Origin of the sequence: Gilliamella sp. B3023, from assembly GCF_026536845.1 — a bacterium.
Lineage (GTDB): Bacteria > Pseudomonadota > Gammaproteobacteria > Enterobacterales > Orbaceae > Gilliamella > Gilliamella apicola_E.
Genome location: NZ_JAFNNH010000005.1, coordinates 110,908 through 136,710, shown reverse-complemented (window position 1 = coordinate 136,710; position 25,803 = coordinate 110,908). Strand labels below are relative to the sequence as shown.

The window sequence follows — 25,803 nt, the reverse complement described above, 5'->3', positions numbered from 1 at the left end:
AATTATAAATTATTATTCTTCTTCAATTACTGTATTTTTAATACTGTCAAATGCACGGCGCGACTCACCTTTATGTTGGAGTTTATTTAGTTGTCTTTCAAGTTTACCAACTAAATCATTAATTGCAGCATACATGTCAGTGTGTTTAGCGGAAGCAACTAGTGGCGAGCCTTTGGTTGCAATGGTTGCATCAATAATAAATCCATCGGGCTCTTTAGATAAGATAAAGTGAGGGTTGATTAGTAGAGCTCTCCATTTATCTAATTTCGAAAACTTATCTTCAAGATAACTACGAATTGCAGGAGTAATGTCCATTTGTTTACTTGTGATACTTAAAGTCATAATTGACCTCCACTATGTTTACTTACTAATTGAGCTATTATTATATTGATTACATTGACAAATTTTTCACATTTCGTCAATAGGTTATTAGGTTTATATTAAGATTTTTGTGACTTTTGTCTAAAATAATTTATTGGTATTTGATATTAGGTAGCACAGAACTGCTTTTAATCTGTTTTTTATTATATACTGTGGTTTATTTAGATTGATTTAAAGTATTAAGTTTAGTTATTTAATGAGGAATATGTGAGCTATTTAGATAATGTTAAGATTGTTTTAGTTGAAACTTCGCATACTGGTAACATGGGGTCTGCTGCTCGTGCAATGAAAACGATGGGATTAACTCGTTTATGTTTAGTGAACCCTGTAATAAAACCCGATTCCCAATCGATTTCACTGGCAGCCGGGGCGAGTGATATTATCAAACAGGCACAGATTTTTTCATCCCTTGAAGAGGCGGTAGCAGATTGTTCATTGGTTATAGGTACCAGTGCGCGTCCTAGAAGTTTGCAATGGCCAAACTTAACCCCGAAAGAGTGTGGCGACAAAATTATTGCTGAAACCGCGCATCATGCTCAAGTGGCTTTAGTTTTTGGTCGAGAAAGAGTTGGATTAACTAATGATGAATTACAAAAGTGCCATTTTCATGTTGGTATTCCAGCTAATCCAGATTATAGCTCTTTAAATTTAGCTATGTCAGTTCAGGTTCTAACTTACGAAATTCGAATGTCAATGTTGTCAACTTTAGAGGCATCTTTAAAACATGATGATGATAATCTGAATGAGGTTCAGTATCCTAAAAGCGAAGATATTGAACGGTTTTATCAGCATTTAGAGCAGACGTTATTAAAAACCGGATTTATTAATCCTAATCATCCTGGGCAGATTATGGGTCGTTTACGTAGATTATTTACGCGAGCTGGTATTGAACAGCAAGAACTCAATATTTTACGGGGAATTTTAACGTCAATAGATAAAAAATAGTGAGATTAGTCCCCTAGTTTTGTGTAAATCTAGGGGATTTTTTATTATTAAGTTTTTTTACGCCAAGTTGTGCCGTTAGCACCATCTTCTAAAATAATATTCATTTGATTTAGTTTATCTCGAGCTTCATCAGCTAAAGCCCAATTCTTACTTGCTCGAGCATCGTTGCGTTGTTTAATTAACGCTTCAATTAGCTGTGTATCTTCATCATCTTGACTATTACCTTGTAAGAATTTAACCGGATCTTGTTCAAGTAAACCAAGTACAGAAGATAAATAACGTAACTCAGCAGCTAGTTCATTAGCTAATGGCATGTTATTTTCTGCTTTAGCTTTGTTGATCTCTCTAGCCAAATCAAATAGAGTTGAATAAGCTTCTGGAGTATTGAAATCATCATCCATTGCCTGACAAAATTGTCGATGATAATCGCTATCTGGCGTGTTGTGCGGATAGTTAGCATCGGTGTCTCTCAAAGCCGTATAAAGTCTTTCTAAAGCGGTACGAGCTTGTTTTAGATTTTCTTCACTATAGTTAAGTTGACTACGATAATGGCCTGATAATAAGAAATATCGAACAGTTTCAGCATCATAATGTTTTAAAACATCACGGATAGTGAAAAAGTTATTCAGTGATTTGGACATTTTCTCTTGGTCTATCATTACCATGCCTGAGTGCATCCAATAATTTACATATTGGCCATTATGGGCACAGGTTGATTGGGCAATTTCGTTTTCATGATGTGGGAACATTAAGTCAGAACCACCGCCATGAATATCAAAATGGTTGCCTAATTGATGGCTATTCATTGCAGAGCATTCAATGTGCCAACCAGGTCGACCTTTCCCCCATGGTGAATCCCAGCTTGGTTCGTTGGGTTTTGACATCTTCCAGAGAACGAAGTCCATTGGATTATGTTTTACGTCCACTACATCAACTCGAGCACCTGCTTGTAACTGTTCTAAATTTTGGCGTGATAAAATACCGTAGTTAGGATCACTATCTACCGAAAACATCACATCTCCATTGTCAGCAATATAAGCATGATTTTTTCTTATTAACTCTTCAACAAGTTCAATGATTTGTGACATATGACGAGTTGCTCGAGGTTCGACATCTGGTCGTTTGATATTAAGTGCATCGAAATCGGCATACATCTCATTTAACATACGTTCAGTTAATTCGTCACAAGTTTCACCATTTTCTAATGCACGCTTGATGATCTTGTCATCGACATCGGTAATATTACGAACATAAGTGAGATCGTAACCTAAAAAACGTAAATAACGAGTAACGACATCAAATGCGACAAAAGTACGGCCATGGCCAATGTGGCATAGATCGTAGATAGTAACACCACAAACATATAGCCCAACTTTATTTGGTGTAATTGGTTTAAATATTTCTTTCTCACGTGATAATGTATTAAATATTTTGAGCATTTTATCCTGCAGAATAAATTTGATAAATTTTAGTGTTTAATATAACAAAAAACTGGAAGTGGCGAAATTACTTCTTATAATCTCGTTAAATAAATTAAATGGAATTAATTGATGATATCAAAATTTGGGGTAGAAGTTTCGGGCTAATTTTAATGATTATATTCACTGCCTTTCAAGTTATTTGTATTGCAATAGGCTTTAAATTTGATAATCGCTTTGAAAAATTACTATTTTTATTTACGTGGACTCTTTTAGCAATAGTATTCTTTGTGGTTTTTGTTAACAAGGATTTAGGAGGCTTTGGCAATATAGGGTTTTATAAGTTTATTGCACTTTTTGTTGGTTTTTTGGCATGTCTTCTAGCGTCTTTTGCTAATTTATCACTCACTATCATATATATTAATTTGGATACTTAAAAAGCTATTTAAGTTAATAGGTTTTAAACATTGATATAAATGAGAGAACTTTGATTGGATAGATGAGTGAAAATTGGCGAGTAAACTCGCCAATTTAAATTGCTATTAAATTTATTTAAAAAGGCGGTAAAGATAAATAAGTAAAATAGAACCTAGCACAGAGATAAACAAGCTTGGGAAGTTAAAACCAGTCACACTACCCCAACCAAAGAAGGTACTGATATAACCGCCGACTAATGCACCAGCTACACCAAGTAGGATAGTTTTTATCACACCAACACGGCCTAATGGCATAAAAAACTTAGCGATCCATCCAGCAATTAATCCTAGAATAATCCAGCTTAAAATACCCATGATAATTTCCTTCGTCTAATTAAGTTGAAAGTTACTAGTATAGCTAAAAAATAACGATGATAGTTGTTGAACAGATATTAATAAAACGTAAATTTACAGCTTTAAAAATTGTTATCTAAATATGAAGAAAAATGATTATTATGTAGAACAGTATGAAGCTATAGATGTATGAAACACAAATTCATACAAATATTAGGCGTAGTTTACAATTATTTTTTCAAATATTCTAGGTATTTTGTTTAATTGTTGGTTTATATGATTAATGATTAGGAGCGATAATGTAATCGCCCCTGATATTAAACTATTCGAAAATCGTTTTGTGTAGAACCTTTATTACATCTTCGGCATCATTGCTTCTTGCTAGAAGGCAAAGATTATGGGTGCTAGCACCGTAACAACAAAGTCGAATAATAAAGTCATCTAAAGCGCCAAAGACTTCTTTAGCGATACCTTTTGTTGTGGTTAGATTGTTACCAATGATGGCAATTAGTGCTAAATCTTCTTCAACTTCAACATGGCAAACTGTTGATAATTCATCGAATAATGCTTTTGTTAATAGGCTATTTCCGTTAGTATTAGTGCCTGTAGTATCAATGGTTAATGCGATACTAACTTCAGAGGTGGTGACTAAATCAACCGAAATATTATGTTTAGCCAATATGGTAAAGACATTAGCTAAAAAGCCTTGTGCGTGTAGCATATTTAAGCTAGTTAAAGTCAATAATGTTTGTTTGCGACGAAGCGCTAACGCTCTAAATGAAGGTAGTGCAGATTTTATGCTATGTGTGTTATAAACGATAGTTCCACCTGCTTCTGGCGCTTTACTTGAACCAACAAATACTGGAATATTGCTACGTACAGCAGGAACAAGTGTTGCAGGGTGTAGAACTTTAGCACCAAAGGTCGCCATTTCAGCTGCTTCAGCAAATGATATTTCGTCAATTCGTTTCGCACCTGATGTGATACGAGGATCGGTAGTATAAATACCAGCAACATCGGTCCAAATGTCTATTTGCGTGGCGTTTAAAGCCTCACCAAGAAGAGCTGCGGTATAATCACTACCACCACGACCTAAAGTTGTGGTTTTGCCCGTACTTTCACTACCAATGAATCCTTGAGTAACTACGATAGCTTCTGGATTCAAAGATTTTAAATGTGCACAGCAAAGTTGTTTAATTTCGTCAATTTTTGGTACGGCTTTACCAAACTTGTCATCGGTACGCATGACTTTACGTACATCAAACCATAGGGCATTTTTTTGTTTTTGTTTTAATATTTCGACAAATAGTTTTGATGACATTATTTCGCCATGACTGACTAATTCATCCGTCAAAGCAGGGGAAGTTGCCAAGCTTGCAGCTTCTGATAATGAGGCAATATTTGCAATTATTTGGTCAATTTCAGCACGTAGGGTTGGATTTTCAGGAAGATTTTCTAATATGTTGTATTGAATCGATTGAATTTTAGCGATATGTTTTGCTCTTACATTGGCATCACGACCTTCAGCTAATGCTACCAGTAAATTTGTTATGCCTGCAGAGGCAGACAACACAACAACTTTGACACTAGGATTAGCTATAACAATATTGGCACTATTAACCATTGCGGGATAATCTGCAACACTAGTACCGCCAAACTTAGCAATTATAAATGATCTTTCCATGTATTCCTCATATTAAAAATTTTTATTTTTAACAGAGATAGAGCGGGCATGTCCTAATACAGTTAAAAAAATACATACCATGAAGCGCTCCACCTGTTAGGGTGACAACCCAAGGGATTCAGCCCTTGCAGTCGATTTAATTGCTTTCTGGAATAACAATTAAACCTCGGCATTACATCCCCTCAATCATTTATTTGCGGCTCCAGTCCCTAAAATGATCTGCCTGAGTAATGCGCCTCTTCTTAATTCTGATTTCAGTGTCGTATAGGATTAACGATTTTACCAAATGTGTCAATAGGTTAAATATTAAAAAAAATTATAGAGCTTTGTTAAAATAAACTGTTAATTATAAACTCCGTTCAAATAATTCAATAATCGTTTGATATAGTTTTTTCACAGAACAATCTTTAGTTGGTGTGCTAAAAATCGTATCATCACCGGCAATTGAGCCTAAAATCCCTTCTGATTTACCGATTGAATCTAACAATCTCGCAATAAGCTGAGCTGCGCCTGGGCTTGTTCGAATAACAACCATTGAACTATTGTAATCAATATCTAACACTAAATTTTTTAATGGACTGCTTGTTGTTGGAACACTCATTTCAGCAGGTAAACAATAAACCATCTCAGATTTTGCGTTGCGAGTTCTTACAGCGCCAAATTTAGTTAACATTCGCGATACTTTAGATTGATTTATATTATCAAATCCTTGTTCTTGTAAGGCTTGTACGATACCTATCTGAGAACTAAACTTTTCTTGTAAAAGCATTTCTTTGAAAGTTTTAGTGAGATCTTTTTGTTTCATACTGTTCCTTTAAATTTAATTTATGACTAACTGATTAAAACAATAAGTCATATTAACGGGTTAACTAAAATGCTTGATTACGGTCAGTTATTTTTAATGATTGCTAATTAAGCAAGTGTTCTTATAAAGCTTCATTCAAATATTGAATATAATCTACATAATTATGCATGACATTTGCATAAAATTAAAGATTAGATTTTATAGCATTTTTGGGACGAAATGATTTAATGATGTGATCATGTGTTTCGATGTAAGGACCTTCTAGCAGATCAATACAATATGGAACACTTGCAAATATGCCAGTAACAATAGTGTTACCTTCATCATCCTTTACACCTTCAAGTGTTTCCTTGATTGATTTTGGTCGGCCTGGTAAATTCAAAATTAAACATTGCTTACGAATAACACCAACTTGTCTGGATAAAATCGCAGTTGGAACAAAATGTAAACTAATCTGCCGCATCTGTTCGCCAAATCCGGGCATTATTCTATCTGCGATAGCTAAAGTTGCGTCAGGTGTTACATCTCTTATTGCTGGTCCTGTTCCGCCTGTGGTTAAAATCAGATTACATTGCAAATCATCAACCAATTCGCATAATGTTTTTTCAATGATGATTTGTTCATCGGGAATAATGCGTTGTTCGGTAATAAAAGCTGTTTTCAATGCAGATTTCAACCATGATAACAAAGCTGGAATACCTTCATCTTGATAAACGCCTTGTGATGCTCTATCTGATATTGAAACTAATCCAATTTTAACCATAACATTTATTCCTTAATCCATATATTTATCTAAATATTAAACAATATTGTCAATTGATTAAACATGATATCATATTATTCAAATAGCAATTTACTCAATTAGGATACATTTATGTCGTCAACACCTGCACTAGAACTTATAGCGCTTAAGAAAAAATATAAAAATGGTGTAGAAGCATTAAAAGGAATTAATTTAACTGTAGCGGCAGGAGATTTTTATGCTTTACTTGGACCAAATGGTGCAGGTAAGTCAACCACCATTGGTATTATTAGCTCTTTAGTTACTAAAACCTCAGGCCAAGTTAAAATCTTTGGATATGACTTAGATACGGATCTTGTTAATGCAAAAAGACAATTAGGACTTGTTCCTCAGGAATTTAACTTTAACCAATTTGAAGAAGTAATCCAAATTGTTACCAATCAAGGTGGTTACTATGGGTTGCCACGAAAATTGGCTTTACAACGAGCTGAAAAGTATCTGCGTATTTTAGATTTATGGGATAAACGACATAGTCGAGCTAATATGTTATCAGGTGGGATGAAAAGACGACTAATGATAGCTCGCGCACTTGTCCACGAACCTAAATTATTAATTCTGGATGAACCTACTGCTGGGGTTGATATAGAGTTACGTCGTTCCATGTGGGATTTTCTACGTGAGATTAATAAACAAGGTATCACCATTATATTAACCACGCATTATTTGGAAGAAGCAGAAATGCTTTGCCGTCACATTGGTATAATCCAGCACGGAGAATTAATTGCTAACTCTTCAATGCGTGATTTACTAGCAAAAAGTCAATCTGAAACAATTATTATTGATTATGTACCAACATCAACACCAATCTCCCTTAAAGGGTATAATTATACTGATATTGAATCTGGCATGTTAGAAGTAAACGTAGATAAACAACAAGGATTAAATCAGTTATTTGAACAACTCAATCAACAAAACATAAAAGTGATTAGTGTTCGTAATAAAGCTAATCGATTAGAAGAATTATTTGTAGATTTGTTGCGAAATGATACCAAAGGAGCTATTGATGAATAATTTATATTGGATTGCCTTAAAAAGTATTTGGCGTAAAGAAGTTACCCGATTTTTAAGAATTTGGATCCAAACACTGATTCCTCCTGTTATTACAATGTCACTATATTTTATTATTTTCGGTAATTTAATCGGTTCGCGAGTTGGTGATATGGGGGGCTTTAGTTATATGGCATTCATTGTGCCAGGCTTAATTATGATGTCGGTCATAACCAATTCATATACAAACGTCTGTTCTTCATTTTTTAGTGCTAAATTTCAACGTAATATTGAAGAAATACTTGTTGCTCCTGTTCCGACTCATATTATTATTTGGGGATATGTTGGTGGTGGTGTAATGCGTGGTTTATTAACTGGTGTGTTGGTCACTGCTGTATCGTTATTTTTTGTTAGATATGAAGTTTATTCGTGGACTTTTGTAGTTTTCACCTTATTATTAACCTCAATTTTGTTTTCATTAGCTGGATTGTTAAATGCAGTATTTGCAAAATCATTTGATGATATAAGTATTATTCCAACCTTTGTATTAACACCGTTAACTTACTTGGGCGGAGTTTTTTATTCAATCACTATGTTACCGACTTTTTGGCAATGGGTTTCTAAACTTAATCCTATTGTTTATATGATCAATGGTTTTCGCTATGGTTTTTTAGGTATTAGTGATGTTTCATTAGTTATTACTTTTTCGATGCTTATATTATTTGTTAGCATTTTATATTTTATAGCATGGCGAATAATTGAAAGTGGAAGAGGGCTTAGAAGTTAGACAGAACTGACTAAACCGCCGACCAATGTCGGCGGTAAGATAAAACTTATTTTGCTCCTGCAACGGCTTCTTTTGCCATTTCAGTAATTTTAGCAAAATCACCTTTAGCAATTGCATCAGTAGGAATAAACCAAGTCCCACCAACGCAAAGAACATTATCAAGCGCTAAATAATCGCGATAGTTTTTAGGATTCACACCGCCAGTAGGGCAGAATTTCATATAACCACAAGGACCAGCAAACGCTTTTAACGCAGCAACACCGCCATTAATTTCAGCAGGGAAGAATTTTAATGCTGTTAAACCATATTCTTGAGCTGTTAATAATTCTGAAATGGTTGCAATCCCAGGAATAACTGGCACAGGGCCTTCAACTGCTGCTTTTAAAATAGAGTCAGTAATACCCGGAGTGATGATAAATTCTACACCCGCCTCAGTTACTTGTTTAAGTTGCTCTACTGTGGTTACAGTACCGGCACCGACTACAGCTTCTGGAACTTCGTTAATAATTTTCTTAATTGCGTCAAGTGCACAAGCTGTTCTTAATGTGACTTCTAAAACCTTCACGCCACCAGCAATCAATGCTTTTGCTAAAGGAACGGCATCTTCTAAACGCTCAATAACAATAACAGGAACTACTGGACCTAATGTTAAAATTTCTTCAGCGCTTTTTTTCCAATTTTTCATATGTATTACCTATACTTTATTTACTTCTATACAGCAATAAGCCCTCAAATTATTGAGGGCTTATTTTACTCATAAATACCTAATTTCTTTTCTAAATAGTGAATGTTCGTGCCACCTTTTATGAAGCCTTGATCATTTAAAATCTCTAGATGAAGTTCGATATTGGTTTTTATACCATCAATAACCAGTTCTGCTAATGCATTCTTCATGCGGGCAATAGCGACTTCACGAGTTTCACCATAGGCGATTAATTTACCGATCATTGAATCATAATATGGTGGTACAGTATAGCCAGCATATATATGTGATTCCCAACGGATACCAAATCCTCCCGGAGCATGGAAACGTGTTATTTTGCCCGGAGATGGCATAAATGTTTTTGGATCTTCGGCATTGATTCGGCATTCAATTGCATGGCCTTTAATTTCAATGTCACTTTGCTTAATTGACAAAGGTTGTCCAGCTGCAATCAGAATTTGTTCACGAATAAGATCAACTCCAGTAACCATTTCAGTAACTGGGTGTTCTACTTGAATACGAGTATTCATTTCGATGAAGTAGAATTCACCATTTTCAAATAAGAACTCAAAAGTACCTGCACCACGATATCCAATCTCGATACATGCATTAACACAACGTTCACCGATGAATTTACGCATTTTCGGTGTAATACCAACCGCTGGTGCTTCTTCAAGTACTTTTTGGTGACGTCTTTGCATTGAACAATCGCGTTCACCTAAATAAACTGCATGACCTTGCCCATCAGATAAAACTTGTATTTCGATATGGCGTGGGTTTTCTAGGAATTTTTCCATGTAAACCATATCATTATTAAATGCAGTTTTTGCTTCAAGTTTAGTCATTTTGATTGATTGTTCGAGATCTTTTTCTTCACGAACAATACGCATTCCACGACCACCGCCGCCGCCAGACGCTTTAATAATAACTGGATAACCAATTTTTTTAGCAATTTGCTTATTAAGGTCCATATTACTGCCAAGAGGACCATCAGAACCAGGAACACAAGGTACGCCTGCTTTTTTCATTGCTTCAATGGCTGAAACTTTATCACCCATTAAACGAATAGTATCAGGTTTTGGACCGATAAATATAAAGCCTGAACGTTCAACTTGTTCAGCAAAATCCGCATTTTCTGATAAAAATCCATATCCAGGATGAATAGCTGCTGCGCCGGTTACTTCGGCAGCAGAGATTAATGCAGGGATATTAAGATAACTTTTGGCTGAAGCTGCTGGACCTATACAAACGGTTTCGTCTGCAAGTAGCACATGTTTTAAGTCTTTATCTGCCGAAGAGTGAACAGCGACAGTTTTAATTCCAAGTTCTTTACATGCTCTTAAAATACGAAGAGCGATTTCTCCGCGGTTAGCAATAAGAATTTTATCAAGCATATTCAATCTCTTAATCGTCTAAGTTAACAAATAATTCTGATTATTCAATAATGAATAGTGGTTGATCGAATTCAACTGGTTGACCATTTTCAACTAAGATAGCTTTAATAGTCCCTGCTTTTTCTGATTCAATTTGGTTCATCATTTTCATTGCTTCAACAATGCAAAGCACATCACCAACATTTACAGACTGACCGACTTCAACAAATGCTTTAGATTCAGGGCTTGGAGTTCGATAAAACGTACCAACCATTGGTGATTTTATGGTTGTGCCACTATTAGTTTCTGTGATGACTTCTGCTTCAACTGTAGCCGCAGTGACTGTAGGAGCAGGAACAGCAACTGGTTGGGGAATTTGAATGTTTTGCACTGGAGCTGTATAGGTAGGTGTCGACCGACTAATTCGAACCGATTCTTCACCCTCAGAAATTTCAAGCTCAGAAATACCTGATTCTTCTACTAATTCAATTAACTTTTTAATTTTACGTATATCCATGAATTACACCGTGTTTATTTGATATAAATAACAATTATTTTAATGTACCTTTAATATCTTAAAAGTAATCTTTTAATTCGATACTAAAAATAGTAACTCAACATTAACGCGGAAGGATACACTGTAAATCATAATTTGTCATTATATATCTCCTTTACAAACACTTGTTATACTATTTTCTAGGTATTATTTTTAAATTGCGATACAATATAACCCTTAATTATTATTGAGGCTGGCTGTGGTTTTTATCTGCTAAATGAACTATTATTTGTCGGATAAAATTAAAATATATATTTTGTAGACGCCTAAGTTTGCTTCTAATACTCAAATATATTTAAACAAGATTAATTCTAGGAAGAGTTTTTATTATGTTCAAAAAAGTTCGCGGCTTGTTTTCAAATGATTTATCGATTGATTTAGGTACAGCCAACACGCTTATTTATGTTAAAGGGCAAGGCATTGTGCTTAACGAACCTTCAGTTGTTGCCATTCGTCAAGATCGCTCAGGAACACCTAAAAGTGTTGCTGCCGTTGGCCATGCTGCGAAACAGATGCTAGGGCGAACACCTGGTAATATTGCAGCTATCAGACCAATGAAAGACGGTGTGATTGCAGACTTTTCCGTCACTGAAAAAATGTTACAGTATTTTATTCGACAAGTTCACAGCCATAGCTTCTTAAGACCAAGTCCTCGTGTATTGGTATGTGTGCCAGTTGGCGCAACACAAGTGGAACGTCGTGCTATTCGTGAATCAGCATTAGGTGCTGGTGCTCGTGAAGTTTATTTAATTGAAGAACCAATGGCTGCGGCAATTGGTGCTGATTTACCAGTTTCTGCACCAACTGGCTCAATGGTTGTTGATATCGGTGGTGGTACAACAGAAGTGGCTGTTATTTCATTAAATGGTGTAGTTTATTCCGCTTCTGCACGCATTGGTGGAGACCGTTTTGATGAAGCAATAATCAATTATGTTCGTCGCAATTATGGTGCATTAATTGGTGAAGCGACCGCAGAAAAAATTAAACACTTCATTGGAAGTGCTTATCCAGGTGATGAAGTCCTTGAAATCGAAGTACGTGGTCGTAACTTAGCTGAAGGTGTGCCACGTAGTTTTACACTAAATTCGAATGAAATCTTAGAAGCATTACAAGAGCCATTAAGTGGTATTGTTAGTGCTGTTAAAGTTGCTCTAGAACAATGTCCTCCAGAACTAGCTTCTGATATTTCAGAACATGGTATGGTATTGACTGGTGGTGGTGCATTATTACGTAATATTGATAAATTATTATCTGCTGAAACAGGGATTCACGTTGTTGTAGCTGAAGACCCACTTACTTGCGTAGCTCGTGGTGGTGGTAAAGCTCTTGATATGGTAGATATGCATGGTGGTGATCTCTTCAGTGAAGAGTAATAATATTACTAGCAAGTAACGAATATTTCATTTTTTCCGCCGACATTGTCGGCGGAGTCATATCTTAAAATAGTTAAATTCTAGATATATAACAGGTAAATACTGGACAATGAAATTACTTTTTTCTAAACGTTCGCCTCTGAGTGTTCAATTATTTATATCACTGGCACTCGCTTTGACGTTAATAGTGTTAGATATCAATTATCGTCCTTTTAAAGAGGTTCGTTATTATTTAGATACCTTAATTTCGCCACTTTATCATGTTTCAAATGCACCAAAATCATCATTTGATTCGCTGTATGAAATGTCGAAAACACAAGAGACACTAATTAAAGAAAATGCAGAACTGCAAGAAACCTTAATGCAACAAAAAAGTAATCTATTATTGCTTGAACATTTAAAGCATGAAAATGACCGCCTAAGAGGGCTATTAGGTTCACCTTTAAGACACGATGAACATAAAATGGCTGCTCAAGTATTATTAGCTGATACTGATCCTTACGTTTATCAAGTGGTAATTAATAAAGGTAAAAATGACGGTGTATATATAGGCCAGCCGGTAGTAGATGAAAAAGGTATTGTTGGACAAATTTATCAAACCGCTCAATCAACAAGCCGAGCGATCTTAGTTTGTGATTATCAACATGCAATTCCAGTACAAGTATTAAGAAATGATATTTCAATGGTAGCTGTCGGTAATGGATGCAGTAACGATTTAACGCTTGATTTTTTACCTAACAATGTTGATGTCAAAGTTGGTGATGTTCTAGTCACTTCTGGACTTGATGGTCGCTTCCCAGAAGGGTACCCAGTGGCTGTCGTTAGCTCAGTAAAGCTTGATATAAGTGATTCCACCCCCATTATTTCTGCTACGCCAACCGCAGATTTAAAACGTTTACGTTATCTACTGTTATTGTGGGGCGATCAAGGAGTAAAACATGAGGGGTAATAATCGAATTAGTATACTGGTTATTTGGTTAACGTTGCTAATTGGCTTATGTGTACAAATCATACCGTGGTCACCTGAATATAATATGTTTAAGCCACATTTATTAATGTTAATTATGGCCTATTGGTTAATAGCATTACCGCACCGAATTGGTATGAGCATAGCATTTTTATTAGGTATCATTTTAGATCTATTCTCAGGATCGCTTTTAGGTATTCACGCATTTATTTTTTCATGCGTGGCTTATTTGTTAATGTTTAAATTCCAGTTAATCCGTAATTTAGCTTTATGGCAACAATCAATTATTATTTTTGCCGTTTCGCTTTGTTATAATATATTAGTATTTCTGTTTCAAGTCAGTATTTATCATACCATAACGATTTCACCTTTAATTTTAGTATCTAGTTTTGTTGATGGGGTATTATGGATAGTGATTTATCTATTCTTACGACTAATAAGACGGAACTTTGCTATTAATTAATAAGGGATCATTATGTCTGTCGAATTATTAATGAACGTAACGCCATCAGAAACTCGGGTGGCATATATTGAAGATGGGATATTACAAGAAATCCACGTAGATCGTGAATCACGTCGAGGTATTGTAGGAAATATCTATAAAGGCAAAATCATTCGTATTTTACCGGGTATGCAAGCTGCGTTTGTTGATATCGGTCTTGAAAAAGCTGCTTTTTTGCACGCCTCGGATATCATGCCGCATACCGAATGTGTATCGGACAGTGAACAAGAACAGTTTCAAGTTAAAGATATTTCTGAATTGGTACGTCAAGGCCAAGATTTAATGGTACAAGTTGTTAAAGATCCTTTGGGGACTAAAGGTGCCAGACTTACTACAGATATAACTTTACCTTCGCGTTATTTAGTTTTAATGCCTGGTCCTAACTCTGCTCATGTAGCGACATCGCAACGAATTGAATCGGAAGAAGAGCGTGAAAGGCTTAAAAAAATTGTTGAACAATATGTTACCGATGAAAGTGGTTTTATTGTTAGAACTGCTGCCGAAGGAGCAAATGCTCACGAACTTGAACAAGATGCCAATTTTTTAAAACGTTTATGGGCAAAAATTCAAGAACGAATGGCGCGTCCAATCAGCAAATATTTAGTCTATGGTGAGCTTGCTTTATCTCAACGAGTATTACGGGATTTTGTTGGCGACCCAATTGAACGAATTTTGGTTGACTCTAAACTTACTTATGATTTGTTGGTTGAGTTTACACAGGAATTTATGCCAGAAGTTACCAACAAATTAACCCATTATCGCGGTAATATCCCAATTTTCGATCTGTATGATATTGAAAACGAAATTCAACGAGCGTTAGACCGTAAAGTCAAATTAAAATCGGGTGGTTATTTAATTATTGATCAAACCGAAGCTATGACGACCATTGATATTAATACTGGTGCATTTGTAGGTCATCGTAATTTAGAAGAAACTATTTTCAACACCAATATCGAAGCAACCATTGCGATTGCGCGTCAATTACGATTACGCAATTTAGGTGGTATTATCATTATCGATTTTATTGATATGCAAGAAGATATTCACCGTGAACGAGTGTTACTATCTTTACAAGACTTTTTAGCCAAAGACCGAGCACGAACATCCGTGAACACTTTCTCTGGTTTGGGGTTAGTTGAAATGACACGTAAGCGGACTCGAGAAAGTATTGGTCATATACTTTGTGAAGAGTGTCCTGCATGTAAAGGTCGAGGTATTGTTAAATCAGTAGAAACGGTTTGTAATGAAATACTCCGTGAAATTGTTCGTATATACAAAGCTCACCGCTCTGAATACTTTTTAGTTTATGCCTCAGCTGCAGTGGCTAATGCATTAACGACGGATGAATCACATGCGCTAGCAGAAGTTGAAGTGTTTGTTGGCAAACGTGTTGAAGTAAAAGTTGAACCACTTTATATTCAAGAACAATATGATGTAGTACTTATGTAATAATAAATTTTACAGTTTTTATATTGATAATCATTAGATTAAGGAATTTATGAACGTAGCCCAAGTGAGTGAACGGTTACTCAATCCAAATAACTTAAATCAGCAAGATATAGTAAATTTGCTTGATATGCTTAGTTCAAGGCAAATTGATTTTGGTGATTTATATTTTTTATCTGGTTATTACGAAAGTTGGTCTCTTGAAGATAGCATTATTAAAAATGCCTCTTTTCATCGCGATCAAGGTGTTGGTGTTAGAGCGATTATTGGTGAAAAAACAGGATTTGCTTATACTGATCAGCTTTCTTTAGCTCGATTAGAGCAAAGTGTATTAGCCGCAAACTCTATTACTAAAAATCAAACACCCATTATGGTTACTCCATTTAAAACGGCTAACAATATCATCAAGTATCCATCGCTTAATCCGATAAATAGCTTTTCGCAAGAGGAAAAAATTGCCTTATTACACCAAGTTGATAAGTTAGCACGTTCAATTGATCCAAGAGTCATTGAAGTTTCAGCAAGCTTAATTGGTAGTTATGAAGACATTTTAATCGCAGGCACTGATGGTACCTTATGTGCAGATGTTAGGCCTTTAGTTCGCTTATCAGTATCCGTTCTTGTCGAACAAGATGGTAAACGTGAACGAGGGAGTAGTGGCGGTGGTGGTCGATTTAGTTATGACTATTTTTTAACGACTAATGCGAAAACAGGTGAAAGTTATGTAGATAGTTATACCCGAGAAGCTGTGCGTCAAGCTTTAGTTTTGCTCTCAGCCAAACCGGCTCCAGCAGGCACCATGTCAGTTGTTTTAGGTGCAGGTTGGCCAGGTGTGTTACTTCACGAAGCAGTAGGACACGGGCTAGAGGGAGACTTTAACCGTAAAAATAGTTCTGTGTTTTCAGGAAAAATTGGCGAACAAGTTACCTCAGAGCTTTGTACTATCGTTGATGATGGAACCATTGAAAATCGTCGAGGTTCACTCTCTATTGATGATGAAGGTACGCCAAGTCAAAAAACGGTATTAATCGAAAACGGTGTTTTAAAAGGCTACATGTTTGATAAGCTTAACGCAAAATTAATGAATTGCCATTCGACTGGCAATGGTCGCCGTGAAGGGTATGCCTGTTTACCTATGCCTAGAATGACCAATACCTACATGCTAGCGGGAACATCGAGTTTTGATGAAATCATCCAAAGTGTAGATTATGGACTATATGCACCTAATTTTGCAGGTGGGCAAGTCGATATAACTTCAGGAAAATTTGTCTTCTCAACTTCAGAAGCCTATTTAATTGAAAAAGGTAAAATTACTACGGCGGTCACAGGTGCAACGCTTATTGGATCAGGTATTGAAACGATGCAACAAATTTCAATGGTAGGCAATGATCTCGAACTTGATCCAGGTGTTGGTGTTTGTGGTAAAGCAGGGCAAAGCGTTCCTGTTGGAGTTGGTCAACCGACTTTAAAAGTGAATAATTTAACCGTAGGTGGTACTATTAACCACTAATAATAATACATTAATGAGAAAATAAGCTAAATGGATACAATCATTACACTATACCAAGCATTTGTTCATATGGATATAAAAACACTCTCAAACCCAGATGTGTTATGGATATTATATGGAATGCTATTTGTCATCATTCTATTAGAAAACGGTGTGTTACCCGCAGCTTTTTTACCGGGTGATAGTTTACTGTTTCTAACTGGCGTATTGATAAGTCTTGATGTTTTTCATTTTGGTCTTATAAACTTAATTCTAATTGCTGGTGCTGCCTTCGGCACATGGCTCGGTTATGCACAAGGCCGGTGGTTGGGTAATACCAAAACTGTACAGAATTGGATGGCACATTTGCCAGAAAAATATCACTATAAATCAGAGGTACTATTCCACAAATATGGCTTACAAGCACTATTTATTGGACGATTTATTGCATTTGTTCGCACATTATTACCAATGATGGCGGGGTTATCAGGTTTGCATAGCCGTAAATTTCATATCTACAATTGGGTAAGTGCAACATTATGGATATTTTTGATTGTTACATTAGGCTATTTATTTGGTTTATCACCAATTTTTAAAACATACGAAAAACAGATTATGTCTTTATTAATGTTAATACCAGTATTTTTATTGGTATTAGGATTAGTATTTTCGATTTGGTTAGCAATAAAGCGTTGGTTAAGTAATAAAAAACAAGCAAAGCAAAACCGTAAAGAATAAAAAGGTGAAATTAACCGATAAGCCGGGTTCTGTCGTGGACAATCATTCCTCTAGGCTAATACTCACGCATTAGCTCAAGCAGTCTACCCGGATTCAACGCGGGCCGCGCCAATGAATCCCTATTTGACCTTGCTCCGAGTGGAGTTTACCGTGCCACAACTGTTACCAGTTGCGCGGTGCGCTCTTACCGCACCCTTTCACCCTTACCTGATCTTATTGCTAAGCCATCGGCGGTATACTTTCTGTTGCACTAGTCGTGAATGTTCGCTCTCGCCAACACTCCCCAGGCGTTACCTGGCACTCTGCCCTATGGAGCCCGGACTTTCCTCCCCTCTGTTTGTCTCCCTTTTGCAAGGGACTACAACAAAGCAGCGATTGTCTGGTTAATTTCGCAAACGAGTATAACGTAATAAAGACTTTTGTCCAGAGCGGAATAAAGTATATGAATGGAATCTAAACAAAATATGAAATGAAAATATGAGAATAAGGGGATTTAACGGTAGGAACAATCATTAAGCAAATAGATAAAAAAGCACATCTAATTGATGTGCTTAATAATCAAATGATAATTACCACTTCTTCTGTTTATTGTTTTGCGAATAGTTAAACCAAGTTACAACACCTTGGTTTACCACTACTTCTAACGTACCTTCAAGAATGTCGTATTGAGTTTCCCCAAAAATTGCATTTTTGGTTGAACTTTTTTTAAGATATGTATAAGTCCATTTTGATTCGTTAGCATTAATACTAACCTTACTTGCTGGTTGACCAAAAATATGCAGCAGTTGTGCCTCAGTGGTTGAGCCTTCAACAATTTTATCCACTTTCTCATGACTTAGTGGGGTACCTTGTTCTAAATAATTTTTTTGTGAACATGCGGATAATGCTAATACTGAAAATAAAAGCACCAAAATTTTACTAAGATTTTTCATAATAATTGCCTATTAAACTATGATTTATATCAAAAGATGGCTAATCATAGCATAGGATTAATATTGATGAAAATAATCAAGTTAGTTTAAATAAAGAAAATAGATGAATTGAATTGATAAAAGAATAAAGCAAAAACGAACACATGAAAACAAGTGTTTCTATATGTTTCCATATGTTTGTAAAAAAGTGTTAATTAGATTGTTGTCAGTTAATGATTTGAAGATGTATTATCTGAACTTTTTCTCAAAACTCGCTTAATTGGCTGTCTTGTCATTGAATTTATATAACGGCTTGGCCAAATTTGCGAGGGTTTTAAATTGAGTGCTTTAGCGATAATTGACTCTCCTTTTGTCCAAGGTCTAACAAGCGCATTGCTAAGTGTTGAGGAACTTAGTCCGGATTGACGAGATAGTTCAGCGAGAGTTGTCCCTTTCTTTTTTAATGCGGCAATAATGTCTGCTTTATGCCAATCATTAGATTTAATCTCCATTTTTTTCTTCCTTCTTAGTTTATAACCTTAAATATCTATGTTATGCTTTCTAGTTATCAAAACCAGTAAGTTTATAATTTAACTTTAAATAACAATGGTAAGTAGTTTCTTAATATTGTATCAAAGTTTCTTTAATTTCTATAACTTTTTCTTGTTTCTTAAAATAGGATTATTAGAATGAAAGAGTGGTTCTCACCAAAAGAACTATTAAGTATTGCAGGGATGCCATCAACAACACAAGGTATAAATCGTAAAGCAAGATCTGAAAACTGGACTTCTCGTAAACGTTCAGGCGTTCGTGGTAAAGCTATTGAATATCACATTAGCAGCTTGTCAATAGATGTTAAAAAAGCTTTGTATCTAGAGGAAGAGAGTGCAACTTACGTTGTTTCGCCAATTAATCCATTACAACTGTGGATGACAGCATTTGAACAATTATCTACAGAAGAACAAACGATTGTCAGTTCATGGATAATGCGAAATGGTATCAAAGATTTTATTTCTTTTATTAACAAACACAAAAAAGATAATTAGTGTTATTGTACAAGCTGAGATATACTTTATCGTCAGAAAATTATTAGTAGCAATGGAATAATCAATGGAAAATCAGTTTCAATTAACAAATACTAAAGAGATTATTAATTATTTAAACCAGCAGTTTCCTAATTGTTTTACTATTGAAGGGGAAGCAAAGCCTTTAAAAATTGGCATCTTTCAAGATATTATTTCTCGCCTAGAAAATAGTGAATTATTGAGCAAAACCAAACTTCGCATTGCACTTAGAGCCTACACCATGGGTTGGCGCTATCTATATTGCATAAAGGAAGGTGCAAATCGCGTTGACTTAGATGGTAACCCAACTGAAGTTATTACCAAAGAACAAATGGAACATGCTCAGCAACAATTAAAAGAAAGCAAGGAGCAAGCTAAGGAAAGGGCAAAACAAAAACGTAAAGCAGCCCCTAAACCTTCTCGAAAACCTAGAGCTTTGAAAATTGGTGATTTTGTCCGAGTCAATGTTGGTCAAAAACCAGTCAAAGGACAGATCATCACTATTGAAAAAGAGCACATCAAAGTCAAAGTAGGAACAGGAATGGAACTAACAGTCAAACCTGAGCATATTATTAATCGATAGAGAATTTATATGAATAAGTTACTGAAAGGTTTTGTTAAATTCGGTCTCATTTTATGTATTATTAGTACAACGGCTCAGGCCAAAGCTCCTGCAACGGAACAAATTCCAGTTCTAAAACAAGATGAAGTACATCAAGTTGTTGCCAAACGAGTAACTAATTTCTTTACTCAATCACATTATCGTGATTTTTCCCTAGATGGTGCATTTTCAGCTAAAATTTTCGATCGCTATTTCAAATTATTAGATGGTAATAAAACTATCTTTCTTCAAGATGATGTAAATAAATTCCGTAATTACCAAGAACAATTAGGTCAAGAATTAAGAGATGGCGATCTAAAAACAGCTTACGATATCTACAACCTTTTTTTACAAAAACGCTACAACCGATATCAATATGCGCTTGAAGTATTGCAACGTCCAATGGACTTTAGCGCTAAAGACGAAATTAATTTTAAGCGTGAAGACCTAGCATGGGCAACTAATGAAAAAGAACTTGATGACTATTGGGAAAAACGCGTTAAATATGACGAGCTAAATTTAGCATTAACGGGTAAAAACGAGACTCAGATTCGTGAAGTATTAACTAAACGATATAAACGCGTATTAAAAACTATTGAACAATCTAATAATGAAGATTGTTTCCAAGTCTTTATGAATGCGTTTGCTCGCGAAATTGACCCTCATACTAGCTATTTAGCGCCGCGTAAAAAACGGGATTTTGATTCTGAAATGAGTTTATCTTTTGAAGGAATCGGTGCCACACTTAGTCAACAAGATGATTATACTGTAATCATGTCATTTGTAACTGGCGGCCCAGCCGAAAAAAGTAAATTATTAACAGTTGGCGATAAAATTATCGGGGTAGGGCAAAGCAATTCTCCTATAGAAGATGTAATCGGTTGGCGATTAGAGGATATTGTTGACAAAATACGCGGTCCTAAAAACACCATAGTAAAATTAGAAATTTTACCAGCGGGCAATAACAGCAAACCTAAAATCATTGAACTTAAACGTGACAAAATTCATTTTGAAGATCGAGAAGCAAAATTAAAAGTTATCAATAATAGCCGAGGCAAAGTCGGTATTATTGAAATACCAAGCTTCTATATTGGGTTAAGCAAAAGGGTTCAATCATTATTAATGGAAGCTAACAGCGAAAAATTACAAGGCCTAGTTATTGATTTGCGCAATAATGGTGGTGGTTCCTTAGCTGAAGTTATTGAGTTAACAGGTTTATTTATTGACAATGGTCCAGTCGTACAAGTGCGTGATAACCTTCAAAAAATCACAACTTATGATGACAAAAATAAAGGTATTGACTACAGCGGTCCAATTGTTGTGATGATTAACCGTTATAGTGCTTCAGCATCAGAAATTTTCTCAGCAGCAATGCAAGATTATGGTCGGGCAGTAATTGTTGGTGAAACCACCTATGGCAAGGGAACAGTCCAAACTTCACGAGGTATTTCATACCCAGTTGATGCTCGTTTACACCCAAGCTGGCCTGAACTTGGTGGTGCTCAATATACTGTCCAAAAATTCTATCGTATTAATGGTGGCAGTACCCAATTAAAGGGTGTTGATCCTGATATTGAAATGACCAAAAGCCAATATGTTGATGAAACAGGTGAACGATTCTTAGATAATGCTATGCCATGGGATAAAATTCCTTCTGCAGACTATTTAACTGTAGCAAACATCAAACCACTATTAGCAAACTTAAAATCGCAACATGAAGCTCGAATTGCTAAAAACCCAGAATTCAACTATATCGAAGAAGACATTAAAGAATTTAATAGCAAAAAAAATGACAATCTCACTGTCTCATTAAATAAAAATGAACGTGAAACAGAGCAAAAAACTAAAGAAGAGCGAGACCTTAAGCGTATGAATGAACGTTTAAACCGTGCAGGTCTAGCACCTATTAATAATTTAAAGGAACTACCTAAAGATTATAAACAGCCAGATCCATTCTTAGATGAATCGGTAGAGATCTTGTTTGACTTAATACCTAATTATCCAAGTATTGAAGAAAGTAAAAACTTAGGTGGATTTTTATCTTTAGATACACCAATTGAATAGTGTTAAAACAAAAGTAAGGAGAAAAGACTATGTGTACTGACTTAAAATATGCTTTAGTTGCAACCGTATTAATTTTATCCATTATTGCAGCTTTTGGCGTTGTTGTTTGCGTGAATTAAGACTTGATTAATTTGGTCCAGATAATTATAGTATGCACCCTGCTTTTTTAAAGCGGGTGCTAAATTAAGGTGAGGTGTCCGAGTGGTTGAAGGAGCACGCCTGGAAAGTGTGTATACGGCAACGTATCAAGGGTTCGAATCCCTTCCTCACCGCCATTAAAATTTATTTAGTCATTGCAGCAAAGAACCCAGAGGTTCTATCTCATTACTGGTGACATATTCGCACAAGGTTAATGACCTGACGAGTAACCTCATCTTCTCCTTGATCTTCCGGAGTTAATATGGAAAATTTACGCACCGTTCAGGATTATATACGCTGGACCACGTCACAACTTAGTCAATCAGATATCTTTCTAGGGCATGGAACAGATAATCCTATAGATGAAGCTAAACAACTTATCTTAGCAACGTTAGGCTTATCATTATTTATTCCCCCTGAGTTTTATGCATCAAATCTAACTAGCGATGAAAAACAACAATTAAATGCGATCATCAATAAGCGAATTACTGATCGCTTACCAACACCTTACTTAACCAATCAAGCATGGTTTTGTGGTCACTGCTTTTATGTTGATGAAAGGGTATTAATACCTCGCTCTCCGATAGGCGAATTGATTAACAATCAATTTAAAGACTTAATTATTAGTCAACCAAAGAAAATCTTAGATCTTTGTACCGGTAGTGGCTGTATTGGGATTGCCTGTGCTTATGCCTTCCCTGAGGCGCAAGTTGATATTACCGATATCTCACTTGAAGCTCTTGATGTTGCTCAAACCAATGTTGAAATGCATGATATGCAATATCAAGTTACCCCAATTCTATCTGATCTGTTTAATGGATTACCTGATAACAAATATGACTTAATCGTCACTAATCCGCCTTATGTCGATGATGAAGACATGAATGATCTTCCAGATGAATTTTTATATGAACCAAAATTGGCGCTTGAAGCTGGGCTTGATGGGTTAGATTTAGTGAAAAGAATTTTACATGATGCAAGTAACTATTTAACACCAGAAGGCTTATTAATTTGCGAAGTCGGCAACAGCTGGGTATCTTTACAAGAACAGTATCCAGACGTACCATTTAACTGGATAACTTTTGAACATGGTGGACTAGGTGTATTTTCACTGACCTATAATGACCTTAAAGCTTATCAACATTATTTTAAATAAATTAAATATAAAAAATAAAATCGGAATAGAGAACTATGGCAGGAAATTCAATTGGTAAATTATTTAAAGTCACTACCTTTGGTGAATCACATGGAATTGCATTAGGATGCATTGTCGATGGAGTACCACCAGGACTGAGTTTAAACGAATCCGATATGCAACATGACCTTGATCGTCGTCGCCCAGGATCATCTCGCTACACAACTCAGCGTCGCGAAGCGGATCAAGTAAAAATTCTTTCAGGCGTATTTGAAGGGGTAACTACAGGAACCAGCATTGGATTACTTATTGAAAATACTGACCAACGTTCGCAAGATTATAGCAAAATAAAAGATATCTTCAGACCTAGTCATGCTGACTACACCTACCAAAAAAAATACGGAATTCGTGATTATCGTGGTGGCGGTCGATCATCAGCTCGTGAAACCGCCATGCGAGTTGCTGCAGGTGCTATTGCTAAAAAATATTTACATGAAAAACTGGGTATCACTATTCGCGGTTATCTAGCTCAAATGGGTGATATCGAGTGCCAACTAAAAAATTGGCAACAAGTAGACCAAAATCCTTTCTTTTGCCCTGATGAAAGCAAATTGGAAGCTCTTGATGAATTACTAAGAAAACTAAAAAAAGAGGGTGATTCTATCGGTGCTAAAGTTTGTATAGTGGCTGAGCATGTGCCAGTAGGATTAGGTGAACCAGTCTTTGACAAACTCGACGCCGATCTTGCCCATGCCCTAATGAGCATCAATGCCGTCAAAGGGGTAGAAATAGGTGACGGATTTGCTACTGTCAACAAACGCGGAAGTGAAAATCGTGATGAAATTACCCCTGAAGGTTTTTTATCTAATCACGCTGGCGGTATTTTGGGCGGTATTAGCTCCGGGCAAACCATTTTGGCAAGTATTGCTTTAAAACCTACGCCAAGTATTGAAATTGCCGGGCAGTCGATTAATGTTAATGGTGATAGCGTTGAAGTATCGACGCATGGTCGACATGATCCTTGTGTGGGGATCCGAGCAGTACCAATTGCTGAAGCAATGGTTGCAATTGTTTTAATGGATCATTATCTTCGACACCTTGCACAATGTAGTGATGTAAAATAATCATGAGTTACGAATTACTGGCTTTACTTTTTTTTATAGCCATGTTGGCTGGTTTTATTGATTCTATCGCTGGTGGCGGTGGGCTATTAACGGTACCGGCACTTTTGGCGGTTGGCTTACCGCCAGCCAGCGCTTTAGCCACCAATAAATTACAAAGTACTGGGGGATCTTTCTCTGCCAGCCTTTACTTTATTCGTGAACGCATGGTTGATTTAAAACAGCAAAAATTCGCAATTACCTGTGCCTTTATTGGCTCGGCGCTTGGCACATTATCCGTCATGCATATACAAGCTGACTTTTTAAAATTACTCTTACCGATCTTAACTATTAGTGTTGGGCTCTATTTCTTACTCTCCCCGACCATTGGGGAAAATGACCGTAAAAGTCGTCTAACCATAATCCAATTCGCCTTATTACCAGCATTAGCTATCGGATTTTATGACGGTTTTTTTGGGCCCGGAGCTGGCTCATTTTACGCAGTAGCCTATATCACCCTTGCCGGTTTTAATTTAACCAAAGCCACTGCACATACCAAAGTACTCAATTTTACCTCTAACTTAGCGGGCTTAATCTTTTTTATTGTTGGTGGAGAAGTGGTATGGTCAATTGGTCTTGTTATGCTTGTTGGTCAATTTATTGGCGCAAGATTAGGGGCAAAAATGGTTATCGCTAAAGGGCGAAAATTGATAAGACCAATGCTTATTACCGTTTCCACTATTATGAGTATCAAACTCATCTATGAAAACTTCTTCTCTTAGAGAATAAAAAGATACTTACGATTAATCACAAAACCCCGCTCCTGAAAATTTTTTGAGGAGCGGGGTTTTTGCGTTTTAAAATGCTCTTATTTTAATGGCTGGAATTGTCATTGTATTTTATTTAAACAACGATCATCTTAAACTGGTTAATAATTTATCATCTTATAATTAGTAAAGCGATTTATTGAATTAGCTTTTATAAAAATTGTTATTTAAAAAAGCTCGTTTTTTACATAAAACAGTGTTAATTTGTCATTATGTAAAAATTGAATTTATTTTCTT

28 protein-coding genes, 1 tRNA gene, 1 other RNA gene and 1 riboswitch are annotated in these 25,803 nt (G+C 35.8%); of the genes, 18 read left to right on the top strand and 12 right to left on the bottom strand.

Annotated features, from left to right (window positions below; all coding sequences use genetic code 11):
* Positions 1-12: 12 nt before the first annotated feature.
* The gene (gene raiA, locus J3U16_RS04855) at positions 13-342 is read right to left on the bottom strand and encodes a ribosome-associated translation inhibitor RaiA (RefSeq protein WP_065562226.1); all 330 of its coding nucleotides are present in this window, start codon (positions 340-342) and stop codon (positions 13-15) included.
* A gap of 246 nt (positions 343-588) precedes the next feature.
* On the opposite strand from raiA, the gene trmJ reads away from it, so the two are divergent.
* Positions 589-1,326 carry a tRNA (cytosine(32)/uridine(32)-2'-O)-methyltransferase TrmJ gene (gene trmJ / locus J3U16_RS04850; protein ID WP_081303351.1) on the top strand — a complete coding sequence of 246 codons (738 nt, stop codon included), beginning with the start codon at positions 589-591 and terminating at the stop codon, positions 1,324-1,326.
* Between the two features lie 47 nt (positions 1,327-1,373).
* On the opposite strand, the gene cysS is transcribed toward trmJ, so the two are convergent.
* Positions 1,374-2,765, bottom strand: coding sequence for a cysteine--tRNA ligase (gene cysS, locus J3U16_RS04845; protein WP_065734280.1), 1,392 nt, complete (start codon positions 2,763-2,765; stop codon positions 1,374-1,376).
* 98 nt (positions 2,766-2,863) lie between these two features.
* Here cysS and J3U16_RS04840 point away from each other — a divergent pair, with 98 nt between their 5' ends.
* Positions 2,864-3,181 (top strand): hypothetical protein, encoded by a 318-nt coding sequence (locus tag J3U16_RS04840; RefSeq protein ID WP_267342567.1) that lies wholly within the window; start codon positions 2,864-2,866, stop codon positions 3,179-3,181.
* A 111-nt stretch (positions 3,182-3,292) separates the two neighbouring features.
* Here the strand turns inward: J3U16_RS04840 and J3U16_RS04835 are convergent, their stop codons facing one another.
* The 4 genes from J3U16_RS04835 to mog form a co-directional block, all read right to left on the bottom strand.
* The gene (locus J3U16_RS04835) at positions 3,293-3,535 is read right to left on the bottom strand and encodes a GlsB/YeaQ/YmgE family stress response membrane protein (protein WP_065562224.1); all 243 of its coding nucleotides are present in this window, start codon (positions 3,533-3,535) and stop codon (positions 3,293-3,295) included.
* A 301-nt stretch (positions 3,536-3,836) separates the two neighbouring features.
* Positions 3,837-5,198 (bottom strand): lysine-sensitive aspartokinase 3, encoded by a 1,362-nt coding sequence (gene lysC / locus J3U16_RS04830; protein WP_065734282.1) that lies wholly within the window; start codon positions 5,196-5,198, stop codon positions 3,837-3,839.
* A gap of 74 nt (positions 5,199-5,272) precedes the next feature.
* Positions 5,273-5,447, bottom strand: a riboswitch (Lysine riboswitch).
* Positions 5,448-5,544: 97 nt separating this feature from the next.
* A complete protein-coding gene (gene argR / locus J3U16_RS04825) occupies positions 5,545-6,003 on the bottom strand; it encodes a transcriptional regulator ArgR (protein ID WP_065734283.1) in 459 nt (152 codons plus the stop codon).
* A gap of 184 nt (positions 6,004-6,187) precedes the next feature.
* Positions 6,188-6,766, bottom strand: coding sequence for a molybdopterin adenylyltransferase (gene mog, locus J3U16_RS04820; protein WP_218060001.1), 579 nt, complete (start codon positions 6,764-6,766; stop codon positions 6,188-6,190).
* A gap of 111 nt (positions 6,767-6,877) precedes the next feature.
* Here mog and J3U16_RS04815 point away from each other — a divergent pair, with 111 nt between their 5' ends.
* Together J3U16_RS04815 and J3U16_RS04810 are read left to right on the top strand one after the other, a co-directional pair.
* A complete protein-coding gene (locus J3U16_RS04815) occupies positions 6,878-7,816 on the top strand; it encodes an ABC transporter ATP-binding protein (RefSeq protein ID WP_065734285.1) in 939 nt (312 codons plus the stop codon).
* Positions 7,809-8,579, top strand: coding sequence for an ABC transporter permease (locus tag J3U16_RS04810; RefSeq protein ID WP_267342565.1), 771 nt, complete (start codon positions 7,809-7,811; stop codon positions 8,577-8,579). Before J3U16_RS04815 ends, J3U16_RS04810 begins: the two co-directional genes overlap by 8 nt.
* A gap of 46 nt (positions 8,580-8,625) precedes the next feature.
* On the opposite strand, the gene J3U16_RS04805 is transcribed toward J3U16_RS04810, so the two are convergent.
* The 3 genes from J3U16_RS04805 to accB form a co-directional block, all read right to left on the bottom strand.
* The gene (locus J3U16_RS04805; protein ID WP_065562218.1) at positions 8,626-9,264 is read right to left on the bottom strand and encodes a bifunctional 4-hydroxy-2-oxoglutarate aldolase/2-dehydro-3-deoxy-phosphogluconate aldolase; all 639 of its coding nucleotides are present in this window, start codon (positions 9,262-9,264) and stop codon (positions 8,626-8,628) included.
* 65 nt (positions 9,265-9,329) lie between these two features.
* Positions 9,330-10,676 carry an acetyl-CoA carboxylase biotin carboxylase subunit gene (gene accC, locus J3U16_RS04800; RefSeq protein ID WP_267342563.1) on the bottom strand — a complete coding sequence of 449 codons (1,347 nt, stop codon included), beginning with the start codon at positions 10,674-10,676 and terminating at the stop codon, positions 9,330-9,332.
* A 40-nt stretch (positions 10,677-10,716) separates the two neighbouring features.
* The gene (gene accB / locus J3U16_RS04795; RefSeq protein WP_065562216.1) at positions 10,717-11,172 is read right to left on the bottom strand and encodes an acetyl-CoA carboxylase biotin carboxyl carrier protein; all 456 of its coding nucleotides are present in this window, start codon (positions 11,170-11,172) and stop codon (positions 10,717-10,719) included.
* 368 nt (positions 11,173-11,540) lie between these two features.
* Between accB and J3U16_RS04790 the strand changes: the two genes are divergently transcribed.
* The 6 genes from J3U16_RS04790 (at position 11,541) to J3U16_RS04765 (ending at position 17,726) form a co-directional block, all read left to right on the top strand.
* Positions 11,541-12,584, top strand: coding sequence for a rod shape-determining protein (locus tag J3U16_RS04790; protein WP_065562215.1), 1,044 nt, complete (start codon positions 11,541-11,543; stop codon positions 12,582-12,584).
* 109 nt (positions 12,585-12,693) lie between these two features.
* Positions 12,694-13,533 (top strand): rod shape-determining protein MreC, encoded by an 840-nt coding sequence (gene mreC, locus J3U16_RS04785; RefSeq protein WP_065562214.1) that lies wholly within the window; start codon positions 12,694-12,696, stop codon positions 13,531-13,533.
* Positions 13,523-14,014: a rod shape-determining protein MreD gene (mreD, locus tag J3U16_RS04780; protein ID WP_065734286.1), complete on the top strand. Its 492-nt coding sequence runs from the start codon at positions 13,523-13,525 to the stop codon at positions 14,012-14,014. Before mreC ends, mreD begins: the two co-directional genes overlap by 11 nt.
* Positions 14,015-14,026: 12 nt before the next feature.
* Positions 14,027-15,502, top strand: a complete 1,476-nt coding sequence (gene rng, locus J3U16_RS04775; RefSeq protein ID WP_065562212.1) for a ribonuclease G — start codon at positions 14,027-14,029, stop codon at positions 15,500-15,502.
* A 49-nt stretch (positions 15,503-15,551) separates the two neighbouring features.
* Positions 15,552-17,009: a metalloprotease TldD gene (gene tldD, locus J3U16_RS04770; RefSeq protein ID WP_267342561.1), complete on the top strand. Its 1,458-nt coding sequence runs from the start codon at positions 15,552-15,554 to the stop codon at positions 17,007-17,009.
* Between the two features lie 30 nt (positions 17,010-17,039).
* The gene (locus tag J3U16_RS04765) at positions 17,040-17,726 is read left to right on the top strand and encodes a DedA family protein (protein ID WP_267342559.1); all 687 of its coding nucleotides are present in this window, start codon (positions 17,040-17,042) and stop codon (positions 17,724-17,726) included.
* Between the two features lie 2 nt (positions 17,727-17,728).
* Here the strand turns inward: J3U16_RS04765 and rnpB are convergent.
* The 3 genes from rnpB to J3U16_RS04750 all read right to left on the bottom strand — a co-directional run bounded on the left by rnpB (position 17,729) and on the right by J3U16_RS04750 (position 19,149).
* An RNA gene (gene rnpB, locus J3U16_RS04760) (RNase P RNA component class A) lies at positions 17,729-18,117 on the bottom strand.
* A 178-nt stretch (positions 18,118-18,295) separates the two neighbouring features.
* On the bottom strand, positions 18,296-18,658 hold the full coding sequence (gene bamE, locus J3U16_RS04755) for an outer membrane protein assembly factor BamE domain-containing protein (RefSeq protein WP_065562209.1): 363 nt from the start codon (positions 18,656-18,658) through the stop codon (positions 18,296-18,298).
* Positions 18,659-18,867: 209 nt separating this feature from the next.
* Complete coding sequence (locus J3U16_RS04750; RefSeq protein ID WP_065562208.1) at positions 18,868-19,149, bottom strand: helix-turn-helix domain-containing protein; 282 nt, start codon at positions 19,147-19,149, stop codon at positions 18,868-18,870.
* 177 nt (positions 19,150-19,326) lie between these two features.
* On the opposite strand from J3U16_RS04750, the gene J3U16_RS04745 reads away from it, so the two are divergent.
* The 8 genes from J3U16_RS04745 (at position 19,327) to J3U16_RS04710 (ending at position 25,521) form a co-directional block, all read left to right on the top strand.
* Positions 19,327-19,683 (top strand): DNA-binding protein, encoded by a 357-nt coding sequence (locus tag J3U16_RS04745; protein ID WP_065734288.1) that lies wholly within the window; start codon positions 19,327-19,329, stop codon positions 19,681-19,683.
* Between the two features lie 64 nt (positions 19,684-19,747).
* Positions 19,748-20,284 carry an RNA chaperone ProQ gene (proQ, locus tag J3U16_RS04740; RefSeq protein WP_065562206.1) on the top strand — a complete coding sequence of 179 codons (537 nt, stop codon included), beginning with the start codon at positions 19,748-19,750 and terminating at the stop codon, positions 20,282-20,284.
* 9 nt (positions 20,285-20,293) lie between these two features.
* Positions 20,294-22,366 carry a carboxy terminal-processing peptidase gene (gene prc / locus J3U16_RS04735; RefSeq protein WP_267342558.1) on the top strand — a complete coding sequence of 691 codons (2,073 nt, stop codon included), beginning with the start codon at positions 20,294-20,296 and terminating at the stop codon, positions 22,364-22,366.
* Positions 22,367-22,395: 29 nt separating this feature from the next.
* Positions 22,396-22,485: a YnhF family membrane protein gene (locus J3U16_RS04730; protein ID WP_267330112.1), complete on the top strand. Its 90-nt coding sequence runs from the start codon at positions 22,396-22,398 to the stop codon at positions 22,483-22,485.
* 68 nt (positions 22,486-22,553) lie between these two features.
* Positions 22,554-22,641: transfer RNA gene (locus J3U16_RS04725), tRNA-Ser, on the top strand.
* 125 nt (positions 22,642-22,766) lie between these two features.
* Positions 22,767-23,660: a 50S ribosomal protein L3 N(5)-glutamine methyltransferase gene (gene prmB / locus J3U16_RS04720; RefSeq protein ID WP_267330113.1), complete on the top strand. Its 894-nt coding sequence runs from the start codon at positions 22,767-22,769 to the stop codon at positions 23,658-23,660.
* A gap of 35 nt (positions 23,661-23,695) precedes the next feature.
* A complete protein-coding gene (aroC, locus tag J3U16_RS04715; RefSeq protein ID WP_267330114.1) occupies positions 23,696-24,763 on the top strand; it encodes a chorismate synthase in 1,068 nt (355 codons plus the stop codon).
* Between the two features lie 2 nt (positions 24,764-24,765).
* Positions 24,766-25,521: a TSUP family transporter gene (locus J3U16_RS04710; RefSeq protein ID WP_267329556.1), complete on the top strand. Its 756-nt coding sequence runs from the start codon at positions 24,766-24,768 to the stop codon at positions 25,519-25,521.
* Positions 25,522-25,803 lie beyond the last annotated feature (282 nt).

Bases quoted from the DNA above. Each gene is read 5' to 3' on its own strand.
- raiA (WP_065562226.1), bottom strand. From the start codon at position 342: ATGACTTTAAGTATCACAAGTAAACAAATGGACATTACTCCTGCAATT.
- cysS (WP_065734280.1), bottom strand. From the start codon at position 2,765: ATGCTCAAAATATTTAATACATTATCACGTGAGAAAGAAATATTTAAA.
- J3U16_RS04840 (WP_267342567.1), top strand. From the start codon at position 2,864: ATGGAATTAATTGATGATATCAAAATTTGGGGTAGAAGTTTCGGGCTA.
- J3U16_RS04835 (WP_065562224.1), bottom strand. From the start codon at position 3,535: ATGGGTATTTTAAGCTGGATTATTCTAGGATTAATTGCTGGATGGATC.
- lysC (WP_065734282.1), bottom strand. From the start codon at position 5,198: ATGGAAAGATCATTTATAATTGCTAAGTTTGGCGGTACTAGTGTTGCA.
- argR (WP_065734283.1), bottom strand. From the start codon at position 6,003: ATGAAACAAAAAGATCTCACTAAAACTTTCAAAGAAATGCTTTTACAA.
- mog (WP_218060001.1), bottom strand. From the start codon at position 6,766: ATGGTTAAAATTGGATTAGTTTCAATATCAGATAGAGCATCACAAGGC.
- J3U16_RS04815 (WP_065734285.1), top strand. From the start codon at position 6,878: ATGTCGTCAACACCTGCACTAGAACTTATAGCGCTTAAGAAAAAATAT.
- J3U16_RS04810 (WP_267342565.1), top strand. From the start codon at position 7,809: ATGAATAATTTATATTGGATTGCCTTAAAAAGTATTTGGCGTAAAGAA.
- J3U16_RS04805 (WP_065562218.1), bottom strand. From the start codon at position 9,264: ATGAAAAATTGGAAAAAAAGCGCTGAAGAAATTTTAACATTAGGTCCA.
- accC (WP_267342563.1), bottom strand. From the start codon at position 10,676: ATGCTTGATAAAATTCTTATTGCTAACCGCGGAGAAATCGCTCTTCGT.
- accB (WP_065562216.1), bottom strand. From the start codon at position 11,172: ATGGATATACGTAAAATTAAAAAGTTAATTGAATTAGTAGAAGAATCA.
- J3U16_RS04790 (WP_065562215.1), top strand. From the start codon at position 11,541: ATGTTCAAAAAAGTTCGCGGCTTGTTTTCAAATGATTTATCGATTGAT.
- mreC (WP_065562214.1), top strand. From the start codon at position 12,694: ATGAAATTACTTTTTTCTAAACGTTCGCCTCTGAGTGTTCAATTATTT.
- mreD (WP_065734286.1), top strand. From the start codon at position 13,523: ATGAGGGGTAATAATCGAATTAGTATACTGGTTATTTGGTTAACGTTG.
- rng (WP_065562212.1), top strand. From the start codon at position 14,027: ATGTCTGTCGAATTATTAATGAACGTAACGCCATCAGAAACTCGGGTG.
- tldD (WP_267342561.1), top strand. From the start codon at position 15,552: ATGAACGTAGCCCAAGTGAGTGAACGGTTACTCAATCCAAATAACTTA.
- J3U16_RS04765 (WP_267342559.1), top strand. From the start codon at position 17,040: ATGGATACAATCATTACACTATACCAAGCATTTGTTCATATGGATATA.
- bamE (WP_065562209.1), bottom strand. From the start codon at position 18,658: ATGAAAAATCTTAGTAAAATTTTGGTGCTTTTATTTTCAGTATTAGCA.
- J3U16_RS04750 (WP_065562208.1), bottom strand. From the start codon at position 19,149: ATGGAGATTAAATCTAATGATTGGCATAAAGCAGACATTATTGCCGCA.
- J3U16_RS04745 (WP_065734288.1), top strand. From the start codon at position 19,327: ATGAAAGAGTGGTTCTCACCAAAAGAACTATTAAGTATTGCAGGGATG.
- proQ (WP_065562206.1), top strand. From the start codon at position 19,748: ATGGAAAATCAGTTTCAATTAACAAATACTAAAGAGATTATTAATTAT.
- prc (WP_267342558.1), top strand. From the start codon at position 20,294: ATGAATAAGTTACTGAAAGGTTTTGTTAAATTCGGTCTCATTTTATGT.
- J3U16_RS04730 (WP_267330112.1), top strand. From the start codon at position 22,396: ATGTGTACTGACTTAAAATATGCTTTAGTTGCAACCGTATTAATTTTA.
- prmB (WP_267330113.1), top strand. From the start codon at position 22,767: ATGGAAAATTTACGCACCGTTCAGGATTATATACGCTGGACCACGTCA.
- aroC (WP_267330114.1), top strand. From the start codon at position 23,696: ATGGCAGGAAATTCAATTGGTAAATTATTTAAAGTCACTACCTTTGGT.
- J3U16_RS04710 (WP_267329556.1), top strand. From the start codon at position 24,766: ATGAGTTACGAATTACTGGCTTTACTTTTTTTTATAGCCATGTTGGCT.